Source organism: Actinoallomurus sp. CA-150999 (assembly GCF_050942425.1).
Classification (GTDB): domain Bacteria; phylum Actinomycetota; class Actinomycetes; order Streptosporangiales; family Streptosporangiaceae; genus Actinoallomurus.
In genome coordinates this window covers 5916271-5929526 of sequence record NZ_CP192063.1, presented here as the reverse complement: position 1 = coordinate 5929526, position 13256 = coordinate 5916271, and the positions used below count along the sequence as shown (strand labels likewise).

Here is a 13256-nt window from a genome sequence, read left to right as displayed (position 1 = left end):
GAGGCTGGGGAGGCGCCATTGCGGCGCTTCCCCAGCCGACAGCCGGGACCGGCCGTGGTCAGCGCAGCCGGTCCTTCGCCTTGTAGTAGGCCCCGGCGAACGGCAGGAACCAGGCGGTGCCGTTGTAGAAGGGCACCGGGACCTTCGGGAAGCCCAGACCGCGCAGCGGGTTGGCCTCCGGATGGCCGTCCATGACCTCGGCCATGGCCCGCCCCATGTACGTCGCCATCTGCACGCCGTGGCCGCAGTAGCCCATCGAGTAGTACACGCCGTCGACCTCGCCGGCGTGCGGGATGCGGTCGTAGCTGAACCCGACGCTGCCGCCCCAGACGTAGTCGATCCGGACGTCGGCCAGCTGCGGGAAGATCTCGGCCATCTCCCGCTTCAGCACCTGCCCGCTCTTGCGGTCCGAGGCCGGGTCGGACGGCGCGAACCGGGCCCGCCCGCCGAACGCCAGCCGGTTGTCGGGGGTCAGCCGGATGTAGTGCCCGATGTTCTTGGAATCGACGACGAGCCGGGCCCGTGGGATGACCTCGCGGGCGAGCTCCTCCCCCAGCGGCTCGGTGACGATGATGAAGCTGCCGACGCAGATCAGCCGCTGCCGGAACCACGGCATGGACCGGTCGGTGTAGGCGTCGGTGGCGGCCATGACCTGCCGGGCGCGGATCGTGCCGTGCAGGGTCTCCACGAGGAACCGGCCGTCCGGGTCGCGGGTCACGGCGGTCGCCGCGTTCCGCTCACGGATCACCGCTCCGGCGCGTTCGGCGGCCGCCGCCATGCCGTGGACGTACTTGCCCACGTGCAGGCCGGCGCTGAGCGGGTCGAGCAGGGCGCCGTGGTAGTAGTCCGAGCCGAGCTCCGACCGCAGCTCGGTCCGGTCGAGCAGCGTGGTCCGGTGATCGAAGTCGGCGGCCAGGACGCGCTGCTGTTCCCTCATCGCCGCGAAGTGCTCGGGCTTGAACGCCACGCCGAGCCGCCCGGACCGTTTGAAATCGCAGTCGATCTGCTCGTCAACGGTCAGCTTCTCGACGACGTCGACGGCCTCGCGGAAGGCGCCGTAGAGTTCGCGGGCGCGTTCCCGCCCGTAGCGCTTGCGGGCCTCGCCGACGCCGATGGTGATGCCCTGCGTGCACATGCTGCCGTTGCGGCCGGAGGCGCCCGACCCGACCTTGTCCTTCTCGACGAGGACGACGTCGGCGCCCTTGCGGGCGGTGTGCAGCGCGGTGGACAGGCCGGTGAGGCCGCCGCCGATCACGACGACGTCCGCCTCGTCGGGCAGGTCCCCACCGGACCGGTCGGGGAACGGCGGGGCGGTGTCGAGCCAGTAGGGGATCTGCTTCATGCGGGTCTCCCGAGGTCAGCAGCCGAGCAGGGCGGGCAGGCCGGACAGGTCGCGCAGTTCGTCGTACGGCCGGTAGTCGGCGCTGCCCTGACGCCCGTACCGGTTGATCCACACCCGGCGGTGCAGCCCCAGGTCGCGGGTGGGGATCAGGTCGTACTCCCAGCCCTGTGCGACGTGGATGACCGAGGACGGCTCGACGCCCATGGCCTTGTGGGCGTACTCGAAGGTCTCCCGTGAGGGCTTGTAGGCCTTGGCCTGCTCGGCCGTGATGACGTGGTCGAACTCCACGCCGATGTTGGCGACGTTGTGCTTGATGAGGTCGTCGTCGGTGTTCGAGATGATCGCGATCTCGTACCGGCTCTTGAGGGCCCGCAGCGCGTCCGGCACCTCCGGGAACGGCCCGAACGTCGGGACCGCCGCGACGAGGGCGTCGCCGTCGGAGGGGCGGAAGTCCAGGCCGTGCAGGCGCATCGCCTTCTCCATGCTGGAGTGCAGGACCTCGTCGTAGGGGCGGTAGGCCTCCAGGACGGCCTGGAACCGCATGACGCGGAAGTCGTCGAGGAACTCCTCGACGTTCAGCCCGTCCAGGTCGAGCCGGTCCGCGAGCACCTTCAGGGTGGTCGGGCCGAGCTGGAAGTCGATCAGGGTGCCGTAAGCGTCGAAGGTGACGATCTGCCGCATGTTCTCCGTCCTCATGGTCGTCAGACCACCCGCTCGCCGGGGGTCACGATGTCGTCGAGTGCGGCCAGGTCGGCCGCGTCAGGTGTCCAGTCGGCCGCCGCGGCGTTGGCGGCGACCTGTTCGGGGGTCATGGCGCCGCAGATCACCGAGCCGACCGCGGGCAGCGCGGCCAGACCGCCCACGGCGACCTGCAGGAGCGTCAGGCCACGCTCGGCGCCGAACGCGCGCAGCGCCTCGACCCGGTCGAGCGCCGCCTCGGTCAGCCAGCCCTCCCGCCACGACAGCCTGCTGCCGGGCGGCGGTGCCTCGCCCTTGCGGTACTTGCCGCTGAGCAGGCCGTTGGCCAGCGGATAGTACGGCAGCAGGCCGACGCCGAACCGCCGGCACGCGTGCACCAGCTCGGTCTCGGCGGAGCGGTCCAGCAGGTGGTACCGCGCCTGCACGGCGGCGAACGCGGGCAGGCCGGCCGTGCGGGCCTGCCAGGCCGCGTCGGCCAGCGTCCAGGCGGGCAGGTTGGAGCAGCCGATGTGGCGCACCTTGCCCTCGGCGACCAGCTCATCGAGCGCGCCGAGCGTCTCCTCGATCGGGGTGACGCCGTCGGGCTCGTGGTACTGGTACAGGTCGATGCGGTCGGTGCCCAGCCTGCGCAGCGACTCCTCCACGGCGTGCCGCACATAACGCGGCGCGCCGCGCGGGCCGTACCGGTCGGCCTCCTCGCCCATGCTCATGCCGAACTTCGTGGCCAGCACGACCTCGTCGCGGTGGCCCTTGAGCGCGGCGCCGAGCAGGCGTTCGCCGTCGCCGGCCTCCGCGCCGCCGTACGCGCCGTAGATGTCGGCGGTGTCGAACAGGGTGATCCCGGCGTCCAGCGCCGCGTGCACGATGGCGCGGGTGCCGTCCTCGTCGAGCCGGGAGGCGATGTTGTTGCCGCCCAGGCCGACGCTCGAGACGAGCGGGCCGTCACGGCCGAGCCGCCGGTAGCGCACGGTCACCTCCCTCCCGTGAAGCCGAGGCAGACGTTCTTGACCTGCGTGTAGCCGGCGAGGGACTCCATGCCCTTCTCCCGGCCCCAGCCGCTGTGCTTGAAGCCGCCGAAGGGCAGTTCGACGCCCGTGCCGACGCCGGTGGCGTTGACGTACACCTGCCCGGCCCGGATCCCGGCCGCCAGGCGCATCGCCCGGTCGACGTCGCGCGTCCACACGTAGGACGACAGGCCGTACGGGCTGTCGTTGGCGATCGTGAGGGCCTCGTCGGCGTCGTCGAACTCGAGCACGGTGATGACCGGCCCGAAGATCTCCTCGCGGGCGGTGCGCGCGTCGTTGGTGAGCCCGGTCAGGACGGTGGGCTCGATGAAGTACCCGTCGGCCAGGTCCGGGTCCGCCGGCCGGCCGCCGCCGGTGCGGACGACCGCGCCCTCCTCGCGGGCCAGGGCCAGGTACTGCTCGACCCGGTCGCGCTGCCGGGCCGACACCAGCGGGCCGATGTCCGGGTCCGACAGGCCGGGGCCGGGCCGCATCGCCTCCGCGTGCTTGACCAGCAGGTCGAGGAACTCCTCCGCGCCGCGCTGCAGCAGCAGCCGGGTGCCCGCCGAGCAGGTCTGCCCGGCGTTGCCGAACGCCGAGCCCGCCACCGCGGCCAGCGCCCGGTCGAAGTCGGCGTCGGCGAAGACGACGACCGGGGACTTGCCGCCGAGCTCCACCACGGAGGGCACGACGTTCGCGGCGGCGGCCTGCGCCACCTTCACGCCGGTCGCGACGGAGCCGGTGAAGGTGATCTGGTCGATGCCGGGATGGCCGGCCAGCGCGGCCCCGGCGTCCTCGCCGTATCCGGGCACGACGTTGAGCACGCCCCACGGCAGCCCGCATTCGACCGCGATCCGGCCGATCTCCAGGGGGCTCAGCGGCGCCTCCGGCGACGGCTTGAGGACCACGGTGCAGCCGGCGGCCAGGGCCGGCGCCGCGCCGCGCGCGGTGTTCTGCAGCGGATAGTTGAACGGGATGATCTGCCCGGACACGCCGATCGGCTCGCGGACGGTGTAGTCCAGCAGACCGGGCCCGAGCGGGATGGTCGTACCGGCCGGCTTGTCGGCGGCACCCGCGTAGAACTCGAAGTAGCGGGCCGCGGCCTCGACGTCGGCGCGGGCCTCGCGCAGCGGTTTGCCGACGTCCAGGCTCTCCAGCCGGGCCAGCGCCTCGCCCTGCGCGCGGATCTCGGCGGCGATGCGGGCCAGCAGGCGGCCGCGGTCGGCGGCGCGCATCCCGGCCCACTCCGGGCAGACCAGCGCGGCCCGCGCGGCGGCCACCGCCCGATCCACGTCGGCCGCGGCGGCCCGCGACACCTCCGCGACGGGGGCACCGCAGGACGGGTCGACGACCGTGAAGGTGCGGCCGTCCGCAGCCGGGACGCGCTCACCGTCGATGAGCAGCCCGCGGACGTCCTGGCGTCCTGTATCGCCGGTCACGGCCGGATCTCCCCGCGCACCGCGCCGAAGATCACAATTTCGTCGCCGGGGCGGACGGTGCGGATCCTGCGCTGCCACAGCACGATGCCGTCCTCCGGGGCGCGGACCTCCTCCAGGGTGCGGCCGTAGTGGTCGACGACACGGCCGAGCAGGTCGCCGGCCTTGCACTGGTCGCCCGGCCCGGCGTGGCCGAGGAAGAAACCGCCGGCGGCCGAGCGGGCGAACGTCCCGGTGACCTCCGTGTAGCGGTCACGCAGTTCGACCTCGCCGTCGATCATCCCCAGTCGGCGCATGATGTTGCGGACGCTCCCGACGTGCAGGTCGACGGTGCCCTCCCGGTAGGTGCCGCCGCCCGCCTCGATGGTGATGGCCGGTTTGCCCGCCTGCAGCGTCGACAGGCGCGCCGTGCCGCCCCAGGAGCCGCCCTTCCAGATCAGCTCGTGACCCGCCGCGAGACCGATCGGGGTCGCCAGTTCCTCGTATCCGCCCTGCACGATCGTGAGCGGGGCGATCTCCCCGAACGTCCCGCCGGTGTGCAGGTCGACCAGCGCGTCGACGGCCGGGATGACCTGCTCGACGAAGGTCGCGGCGAGCCGGAGCGAGAAGGAGCCGTCGGCGTCCCCGGGGAAGATCCGGTTGAGGTTGGCGTGGTCGAGGCCGCTGGTGCGGGCGGCGGCCTCGAAGGCGGGCGTGTTCACGCAGGGGATGCCGACGAGCGTGCCGCGCAGCGTGGCCGGATCGGTCTCGGCGAGAACGCGGCGGACCGCCTCCATCCCGTCGTACTCGTCGCCGTGCACACCGCCGTCCACGCACAGCACCGGTCCGGGCGCGGCGCCGTTGACCACGATGACCGGTATGCCGAGCTCGACGCCGTACGAGCTGACGCCGACCGGGATCAGGCCCTCGGCGCGTTCACCGGGCGCGCAGGTCACCGGGCCGATGGTGTACGCCGTCGTGGTGTCGCCTGTCACCGTCATGTTCGAATTCCTCGTTCCGTCGTCAGTGGATGGGGATGGCCGGGGTCGTCAGCCGCGCGGACGCGCGTTCCAGGGCGTCGCTGATGATGTCGACGATCCGGTCGAGCAGGTCACGGTCGCCGACCAGCGGCGGCGCGATCTGCACCAGCGGCGCGGCGCGGTTGTAGACCCTCGCCAGCAGCCCGGACTCGCGCAGCGCGCGCGGGATCAGGTCGCCGACGAGTTCCGCGCGGCAGGCGTCGCTGAAGCCGCCGTCCTCCTGGTCGCCGGACAGCTCGACGGCGTAGAAGAACCCGGCGCCGCGCACGTCGGCGACGATCGGCAGCGCGGACAGCGCCGCCATCCGCTCGGCCAGGTGGTCCTGCAGGTCACGCACGTTGTCCAGGACCCGCTCGCGCGTCATGATGTCGATCGCGCGCAGCGCGATCGCCGCGCTCACCGGATGGCCGCCGAAGGTGTAGCCGTGGTTGAGGACGGCGCCGGGGCGGTTCAGCACCTCCACGACCCGGTCCGCGACGAGCGTGGCGCCCATCGGGGCGTACCCGGCGGTGAGGCCCTTGGCGACCGTGACGATGTCGGGCCGCACGCCGTACCGTTCGCCGCCGAACCACTCGCCGAGCCGGCCGAACGCCGTGATCACCTCGTCGGCGACCAGCAGGAAGCCGTACCGGTCGGCCAGGTCCCGCAGCCCCTGCCAATAGCCGGCGGGCGGCGTGATGCACCCGCCGCGGTTCTGGACCGGCTCGGCGATCATCATCGCGATCGTCTCCGGGCCCTCGGCCAGGATCGCGGCCTCGACGTCGGAGAGAAGGTAGGCGGTGAAGGCCGCGTCGTCGGCCATGCCGGCCAGCCCGTGACGGTTGGTGTTGGCCACGAAACGGGTCTCGATCGCCGGGTCGCCGTACGGCTCCCGCAGGCCCGGGTCGTCGGTCAGGGCCAGCGCGCCGAGCGTCAGCCCGTGGTAGGCGCCGCGCCGGGAGATGGCCTTGGTACGGCCCGGCTCACCGCGCAGCGCGTGGTACCGGCGCGCCATCTTCAGAGCGGTCTCCACGGCCTCGGCTCCCCCGGCGCTGAAGAAGACGTGGTCCACGCCTTCGGGGGCCAGGTCGGCGAGCCGTTCGGCCAGCTCGATGGCGGCGGGATGCGCCGAGGCCGACCACAGCGGGCTGAAGCACAGCTCGCGGATCTGGCGGCCCGCCGCCTCGGCGAACTCACCGGCGTAGGAGTAGCCGAGCTGGCAGCAGTACAGCCCGGACAGCCCGTCGATGTAGCGCCTGCCGTCGGTGTCCTCGACGTGGGCTCCCTCGCCCCGGCGCAGCACGAACACCGGCGTGCCGTCGGGGCCGAGCGAGCCGTTGGACGTCATGTTGAGCAGCAAGTGCCGGGCTGCCAGGGCCGGCCATTCGGTGGTCATTGGGCCTCGTTTCCGGGGAGGGCCGCGGCCGACTCGACGGGGAGCAGACCGCTCGCCCGGCCCGAGCCCAGCCGGCGCACCAGGCCGACCAGCGCGAGGGCGAGCACGGCGACGGCGATGAGGACGGCGCTGATCGCGGTGACCGTCGGATCGACGTCGTAATTCAGCACGTTGAACACCTGCACCGGCAGGGTGGTCGTGTTGACCGAGGACAGGAACTGGGAGATGAAGAACTCGTCGAAGCTGGTGATGAAGGAGAAGACGGCGGCGGCCACCATCCCGGGAGCGGCGAGCGGGAAGGTGATGCGCCGGAAGATCGTCAGCCGGCCGGCGCCCATGCTCGCCGCCGCGTCCTCCAGCCGCTCGTCGATGCCGCGCAACGTCGCCATCAGGATGAGCACCGCGATCGGCGCGGCCAGCACGGTGTGGCCGAGGGCGATCGCGATCGGGCTGCCGAGCATCGCGGCGGGGTCGAACAGCAGGAACAGGCCGAGCGCGATGACCACCTGCGGGATGACCATCGGCGCCAGGACGAGCCCGTAGACCGCCGAGCGCAGCGGCAGGTCGCTGCGGACCAGCGCGGTCGCGGCGGTGACGCCCAGCACCAGGGAGAACACCGTGGTGATCGAGGCGACGAGCACGCTCAGGGACAGCGCTCCGGGCCACTTGCTGCCGGAGGCGAACAGCTGGTGGTACCAGTTGAACGTCCAGGAGTGCGGTGGGAAGGAGCCGAGCGCGTCGTTGCCGAAGGAGGTCACGACGATCACCACGATCGGCATCGCCAGGAACAGCAGGATGACGATGGAGGCCACGGCGAGGCAGATGCGCCCGGCCCGGCTTCCGCGCAGGCCGATCATGCCGCACCTCGCTGCCTGGCGTTCGCGCCGATCGCCCTGGCCAGGCGGAGCAGCGACAGCCCCGCGAAGGTGAGGAGCAGCAGGATGACGCCGAGCGCCGCCGCGCTGTTCCACTGGTTCTGTTTCATGACCTGGTCGTCGATGAGCGCCGCGACGACCGTCTGCTTGGTGCCGCCCATCAGTGCCGGGGTGAGGTAGTAGCCCAGGCAGAGGATGAAGCTGAGCACCGCGGCGTTGACCAGACCGGGCGCGACCAGCGGCAGGTACACGCGGCGGAACGTCACCAGCCGGCCCGCGCCCATGCTGGCGGCGGCGGCGAGCAGCCGCCGGTCCACGCCGCGCATCACGGCGTACAGCAGCAGGACCGTGTAGGGCAGCATGACGGACGTCGTGCCGATGATGACGCCGATCTCGTTGTAGAGCAGCTGGAACGGCGCGCCGGGGACGTGCAGGTCGACGAGCAGCTGGTTCACCACGCCGTGGTCGCCGAGCAGGATGATCCAGCCGTACGTGCGCACGAGCGCGCTGATGAAGTGCGGCACGACGACGATGAGCATCATCAGGCCGGCCCACAGGGGACGCAGCCGCGACATCGCGTACGCGAGCAGGAACCCGATGACCACGCTGATCAGCGAGGTCTCGACGGAGATCCGCAGGGTGGTGAGCAGGACGGCGAGGTTCGTGCCGCTGAGGGCGTCGGCGTACCAGTGCAGGGTCAGGCCGCCGCGTGCGCCTTTGACGCTGAGCAGCAGCGTGCTCAGGATCGGGTAGACGAACAGGACCAGCAGGTAGATGACGATGGGCGCGCCGTTGAGCAGGCCCGAGCGGGTGCGGCGGCTGCGCAGCGAGCGGCGCAGGCGGTCCTTGGCGGTGGGTGCGGCGGAGGTCGGCACGGGGGCGAGAACGGATCCGGCCACGGCTCACCCGCTCTCTTCGAGGTCGAAGAGGGACACGTCGCCGGCCTCGGCGGTCAGCCCGACCTGTTCTCCGGCGACGGGCGCGCGGCCCGCCGGGAGCTCGAGCCGTACGAGGCTCTCGGCGCCGTGCGGGCGGACCCCGACGCGGACCAGCGTGCCCACGTAGGTGACCGTCTCGACGGTGCCGGTACAGAAGCCGTCGGCCGGTCCGCACAGGCCCACCCGGCCGGGCTGGACCGCGGCCTGGACCCGATGGCCGGGCGCGTACGAGTGCTGCCGCGCGGTCAGGAGCCCGCCGTGGTCGAGCCGGACCACGGTGTGCTCGGCGGTGTGCTCCTCCAGGCGGCCGGACAGGAAGTTGGCCGCGCCGAGGAAGTCCGCGACGAACGCGGTCCGCGGCCGCTCGAACAGCTCCCGTGGAGTGTCGAACTGGTCGATGCGGCCGTCGCGCATCACCGCGATCCGGTCGGACAGGACCAGGGCCTCCTCCTGGTCGTGCGTCACGTAGATGACGGTCAGGCCCAGTTCGCGCTGGATGTTCTTGATCTCGGTCTGCAGCTGGTCGCGCAGCTTCTTGTCCAGGGCGCCGAGCGGTTCGTCCATGAGGATCACCGGTGGCCGGTACACCAGCGCCCGGCACAGGGCGACGCGCTGCTGCTGCCCGCCGGACAGCTCGCGCGGGCGCCGGCGGCCGTAACCCGTGAGCCCGGCCATCTCCAGGACCTGCCCGACCTGACGGCGGATCTCGGCCTTGGACAGTCCGCGCAGCTGCAGCGGGAAGGCGATGTTCTCCGCGACGGTCATGTGCGGGAACAGCAGGTACTGCTGGAAGACGAACCCGAGCCCCCGCTTCTGCGGGGCCAGCCGGGTGACGTCACGGTCGCCGACCTTGATGACGCCGGCGTCCGGTTCCACGAATCCGGCGATCATCATGAGGGTCGTGGTCTTGCCCGAACCGGAGGACCCGAGGAAGGTGACGAACTCCCCCGCCTCGATCTCCATCGACACCTCGTCGACCGCGACGACGCCCGCGTACGTCTTGCGCAGCCCGGTGGCGGACAGCGGTTTGCCGCTTCCCGCCAGCGTTGCGGCGCCGGCGCGCGACTCGGCCTGTGCCATCACTCCGGCCTTAGCCACGTGCCCACCCCCGCCAGCGCTTGATGACGGCGTCCTGGTTCTTGATCCACCAGTCGACGTCGAGGTCGAACCCGGTGTGCAGGTGCTCCGGGGAGCTGGCGAGGTTGTTGCTCACGGAGGCGGGCAGCTGCTTGTACGCCGCTTGGACGACCGGCCCCATGGGGTAGAGCGTGGCGAAGTGCGCCTGCACGTCGGGCCGCAGTGAGAAGTCGATGAGCTGGTAGGCGGCGTCGGTGTTGGCGGCCCCGTTCGGGATCCCCCACCCGTTGCTCTGCCGTCGCGCGCCGTTCCACTGGTACGCGAGCGGCTGGCCCTGCTTGATGAGCGCGTCGAGCCGGCCGTGCCAGACGCTGGAGGCGACGACCTCCTTGCGGCCCAGCAGGACCCCGGGAAGGGCACCGGTGTCCCAGTACTTCTTGACCGAGCCCTTGATGCGGTCCATCGCCTTGAACGCGCGGTCCACGTCGATGGGGTACAGCTTGTCGAGCGGCACGCCGTCGGCCAGCAGCGCGAACTCCAGTTCCGGCAGGTCAGCGTCCGGATTCTGCAGCGACCGGTTGCCCGGGAAGGTCTTGGTGTCCCAGAAGTCCGCCCACGACTGCGGCGTCTTCCCGCCGAACGCGTCCGTACGGTAGGCCATCACGCTGGCCCAGTAGTTCTTGCCGATGGCGTTCGGGGTGACGAGGTTGGCCGCGATGCCGGCGCCCTTGAAGTTCTTCAGCCGGTCCTGGTCCAGCTTCTGCAGGGCGTTCTCCTTGCCGAACAGCACGAAGTCGGCCATCGAGTCGTCGATGACGTCGAACTGCGGCCTGCCCTGCTTGATCTGGGCGAGCATCTGCGCGTACTCGATGTTCACCACCTGGACGGTGATGCCGGTCTCCTTGGTGAACGGCTCGTAGATCGCCTTCTGGTTCGCGTCCCCGTACGTGCCGCCGCTGTTGCGGACGACGAGGGTCTTCTTCCCGCCGCCACCGCCGGCGGCGGCGCCCGCCGAACGGCTCGTTCCGGTCCCGCATCCGGTCAGCGACGTCGCGGTGATGCCCGCCGCGACTCCGCCGACTCCGAGGAGGAACGCCCTCCGGTCGATCCGTGCTTCTCTCATCGCCGATACCTCCTGGTCGTGCTGTCGTCTGTCCCGATCTGTCCCCGATGTGGTCCCTGCCGTGGTCACCTATGGCGTGCGGGCGGGGTAAGGCGGGAGGCGGGTACCGGCCGCCGGCCGAGAGGAAGCGGGCCATGGTCACGCGCCTTCGTACGGGGCGGCGATGGCCGCGAGTTCGGCGCCGGGTGCGACGGTGAGGCCGTGCATGCCGTAGAAGATCCGGCCGGTCGCCGTCGCGGTGACCTTGTGCTCGCGGCCGTCGGCGGGGTCGATGACGCGGCCGATGACCTGACCGGCGCTCACGTCGTCCCCCGTCCCGGAGTCGGGGTACCACAGGCCGGTGGCCTCCGCGGTCACGGCACCGGCCCAGACCCATTCGCGGACCGGCGGCGGCTGCGGGCCCGCGTCCCGCCGCAGCACGCCCAGGTGCGCCAGCAGCCGGTACAGGGACTCGGTCAAGGAGCGCGCCACGTCCGGGCCGCGCTCCCCCAGGCAGCCGGTCTCGACCAGGACGGCGGGAACGCCCTGACGGGCGGCGGCCGCGTGGCTGTTGCCGCCCTCGGCGTTCAGGCCGAGGATGACGTCCTCGATCCCGAGCGCGTGCGCCATCGCCCGCGTCCTGGAGTCGAGGTCGGCGTCGCCGGTGAGCCGGTAGCCGACGAAGTCGCGGAGCGTCTCGTCGATGCCTCCGCTGTGCAGGTCGACGTAGGCGTCGGCACCGGCGATCAGGACCTCGAAGACCCAGGCGGCCAGCCGCTCGGTCGGCCCTCCCGCCGGGTCGCCGGGGAACACCCGGTTGATGTTGACGCCGTCGAGCGGGGACACGCCGAGACGCCCGTGGTACACCGCCGGAGGGTTGGCCACCGGGCAGATCACCAGCCGGCCGTGGACCTCGTCGGGCTCGACCAGCGCGCCGAGCCGGGTCGCGGCGTCCACTCCGGTGAACTCACCGCCGTGCACGCCCGCGGTGATGACCACCGTCGGACCCGGCCGCGCCCCGTTCACCAGGGTGACCGGGACGTCCACGGCCGTGGAGCCCAGGTCGGCCCGTACGCTGCCGCGGACCTTGGTCCCCGGCTCGGCGCGCAGCGGGCCCACGGTCAGGTCGCCGTGGCCGGTCGCGTGCGCTGAGGTCGTCATCTCACTCCTCTTCTCGCGGGGTCAGGCCGCCGCGCGGCCGACGGTGGAAAGGAAGTCGATCGGCTGGTCGGTGGTCCCGGTCAGCGCGAGGTCCGCCGCGATGTCGCCCATCGCGGGCGACAGCTTGAACCCGTGGCCGGAGAACCCGGCGAGCAGCACGACGTTCGAGGCGCCGGGCAGCGGGCCGACGAGGGGCCGGCTGCTGTCGGTGTAGCCCTCCATGAAGACCGAGAGCCGGATCGGATCGGGGTTCAGGTCGGGCAGGTAGCGCCGGAGCAGGCCGGTGAACACCTCCAGCTCCTCCGGCCGTACCGTCCGGTCCACCTGGTTCGGGTCGTCGACCGGCCGGTGCAGCGCCCGGGACAGGCCGAGCTTCACCGAGATCCCGTCGGGCGAGGGCAGGCCGTAGCAGTGGGTCGGCGCGGTCCGGATGAACGCGGGCCGTTCGGCGCCGGACCAGGCGTCGGAGGTGGGCACGTACCAGGCGTTGATGAGCCGGCGGACGTCCACCTCCCACGGCAGGCCGGGGAGCAGCTCGTTGACCCACGGGCCGACGGTCACCACCACGGCGTCGAAGCGCTCGGCGCCTTCGTCCGTACGAACGTCGACGCCGCCGCCCGCGGGCACGATCTCGCGGACCGGGGTGTAGCGGTGGATTCGCGCGCCCAGCCGCTCCGCCTCACGGGCGGCGGTGACGACGGTGAGCTCGGGACGGACGTACCCGGCGTTGCGGTCGAGGACCGCGGCGTCGCCGTCCTCGAGCCGGAACTGCGGGAGCCGCTTGGCGAGCGCGTCGGCGTCCAGCACCTCGTGCTCGAGCCCGTGCTCGGCGATCGACTCGAGCACGGTGCGCATCTGCTGGTGCTCGGCCGGCCCCATCAGCAGGCAGCCGGTCAGGCGGCGCAGCTCCCGGCCGCTCTCGTCCTGCAACCGGCGCCACAGCGTGTCGGCGTGCTTCAGCAGCGGCACGTAACGCGAGTCCTCGAAGTGGGCGCTGCGGAAGATCCGCGTCTCGCCGCCGGCCGCGCTGCGGTCGTGGCCTGGAGCGAAGCGGTCGAAGCCGACGACCTCGGCCCCGCGGGCTGCCAGCCGCCAGGCGGCCTGGCTGCCCATCGTCCCGACGCCGACCACGGCGACGCGCTTCCTGGGTACCACGGAGGACTCCTCTTCGTCTCGAGGGGTGGACCGACTCTTGCTCGTATGGCGGGGAGAGGCGTATTCGAAGGGG

The 13256-nt window shown here is 72.0% G+C and carries 12 protein-coding genes; all 12 read right to left on the bottom strand.

The window, feature by feature from the left end; translation table 11 throughout:
• Nucleotides 1–58 precede the first annotated feature (58 nt).
• The 12 genes from ACQP2O_RS27425 to solA all read right to left on the bottom strand — a co-directional run bounded on the left by ACQP2O_RS27425 (nucleotide 59) and on the right by solA (nucleotide 13183).
• On the bottom strand, nucleotides 59–1342 hold the full coding sequence (locus ACQP2O_RS27425) for an NAD(P)/FAD-dependent oxidoreductase (protein WP_433190833.1): 1284 nt from the start codon (nucleotides 1340–1342) through the stop codon (nucleotides 59–61).
• A 15-nt stretch (nucleotides 1343–1357) separates the two neighbouring features.
• The gene (locus tag ACQP2O_RS27420) at nucleotides 1358–2023 is read right to left on the bottom strand and encodes a haloacid dehalogenase type II (RefSeq protein WP_433190831.1); all 666 of its coding nucleotides are present in this window, start codon (nucleotides 2021–2023) and stop codon (nucleotides 1358–1360) included.
• A 20-nt stretch (nucleotides 2024–2043) separates the two neighbouring features.
• Nucleotides 2044–3015: an aldo/keto reductase gene (locus ACQP2O_RS27415; protein ID WP_433190829.1), complete on the bottom strand. Its 972-nt coding sequence runs from the start codon at nucleotides 3013–3015 to the stop codon at nucleotides 2044–2046.
• A complete protein-coding gene (locus tag ACQP2O_RS27410) occupies nucleotides 3012–4484 on the bottom strand; it encodes an aldehyde dehydrogenase family protein (protein ID WP_433190827.1) in 1473 nt (490 codons plus the stop codon). The genes ACQP2O_RS27415 and ACQP2O_RS27410 overlap by 4 nt, the downstream gene beginning before the upstream one ends.
• Nucleotides 4481–5461 carry a succinylglutamate desuccinylase/aspartoacylase family protein gene (locus ACQP2O_RS27405; RefSeq protein ID WP_433190825.1) on the bottom strand — a complete coding sequence of 327 codons (981 nt, stop codon included), beginning with the start codon at nucleotides 5459–5461 and terminating at the stop codon, nucleotides 4481–4483. The genes ACQP2O_RS27410 and ACQP2O_RS27405 overlap by 4 nt, the downstream gene beginning before the upstream one ends.
• A 22-nt stretch (nucleotides 5462–5483) precedes the next feature.
• Nucleotides 5484–6875 (bottom strand): aminotransferase class III-fold pyridoxal phosphate-dependent enzyme, encoded by a 1392-nt coding sequence (locus tag ACQP2O_RS27400; protein ID WP_433190823.1) that lies wholly within the window; start codon nucleotides 6873–6875, stop codon nucleotides 5484–5486.
• Nucleotides 6872–7732 carry an ABC transporter permease gene (locus ACQP2O_RS27395; protein WP_433190821.1) on the bottom strand — a complete coding sequence of 287 codons (861 nt, stop codon included), beginning with the start codon at nucleotides 7730–7732 and terminating at the stop codon, nucleotides 6872–6874. The genes ACQP2O_RS27400 and ACQP2O_RS27395 overlap by 4 nt, the downstream gene beginning before the upstream one ends.
• Nucleotides 7729–8649: an ABC transporter permease gene (locus ACQP2O_RS27390; protein WP_433190819.1), complete on the bottom strand. Its 921-nt coding sequence runs from the start codon at nucleotides 8647–8649 to the stop codon at nucleotides 7729–7731. The genes ACQP2O_RS27395 and ACQP2O_RS27390 overlap by 4 nt, the downstream gene beginning before the upstream one ends.
• Before the next feature lie 3 nt (nucleotides 8650–8652).
• A complete protein-coding gene (locus ACQP2O_RS27385) occupies nucleotides 8653–9786 on the bottom strand; it encodes an ABC transporter ATP-binding protein (RefSeq protein WP_433190817.1) in 1134 nt (377 codons plus the stop codon).
• Entirely contained in the window at nucleotides 9779–10888 is a 1110-nt protein-coding gene (locus ACQP2O_RS27380) for an ABC transporter substrate-binding protein (protein ID WP_433190815.1), read from the bottom strand. Before ACQP2O_RS27380 ends, ACQP2O_RS27385 begins: the two co-directional genes overlap by 8 nt.
• A 138-nt stretch (nucleotides 10889–11026) precedes the next feature.
• Nucleotides 11027–12028 carry a hypothetical protein gene (locus tag ACQP2O_RS27375; protein WP_433190814.1) on the bottom strand — a complete coding sequence of 334 codons (1002 nt, stop codon included), beginning with the start codon at nucleotides 12026–12028 and terminating at the stop codon, nucleotides 11027–11029.
• A gap of 21 nt (nucleotides 12029–12049) precedes the next feature.
• The gene (solA, locus tag ACQP2O_RS27370; protein ID WP_433190812.1) at nucleotides 12050–13183 is read right to left on the bottom strand and encodes an N-methyl-L-tryptophan oxidase; all 1134 of its coding nucleotides are present in this window, start codon (nucleotides 13181–13183) and stop codon (nucleotides 12050–12052) included.
• Nucleotides 13184–13256: the final 73 nt, after the last annotated feature.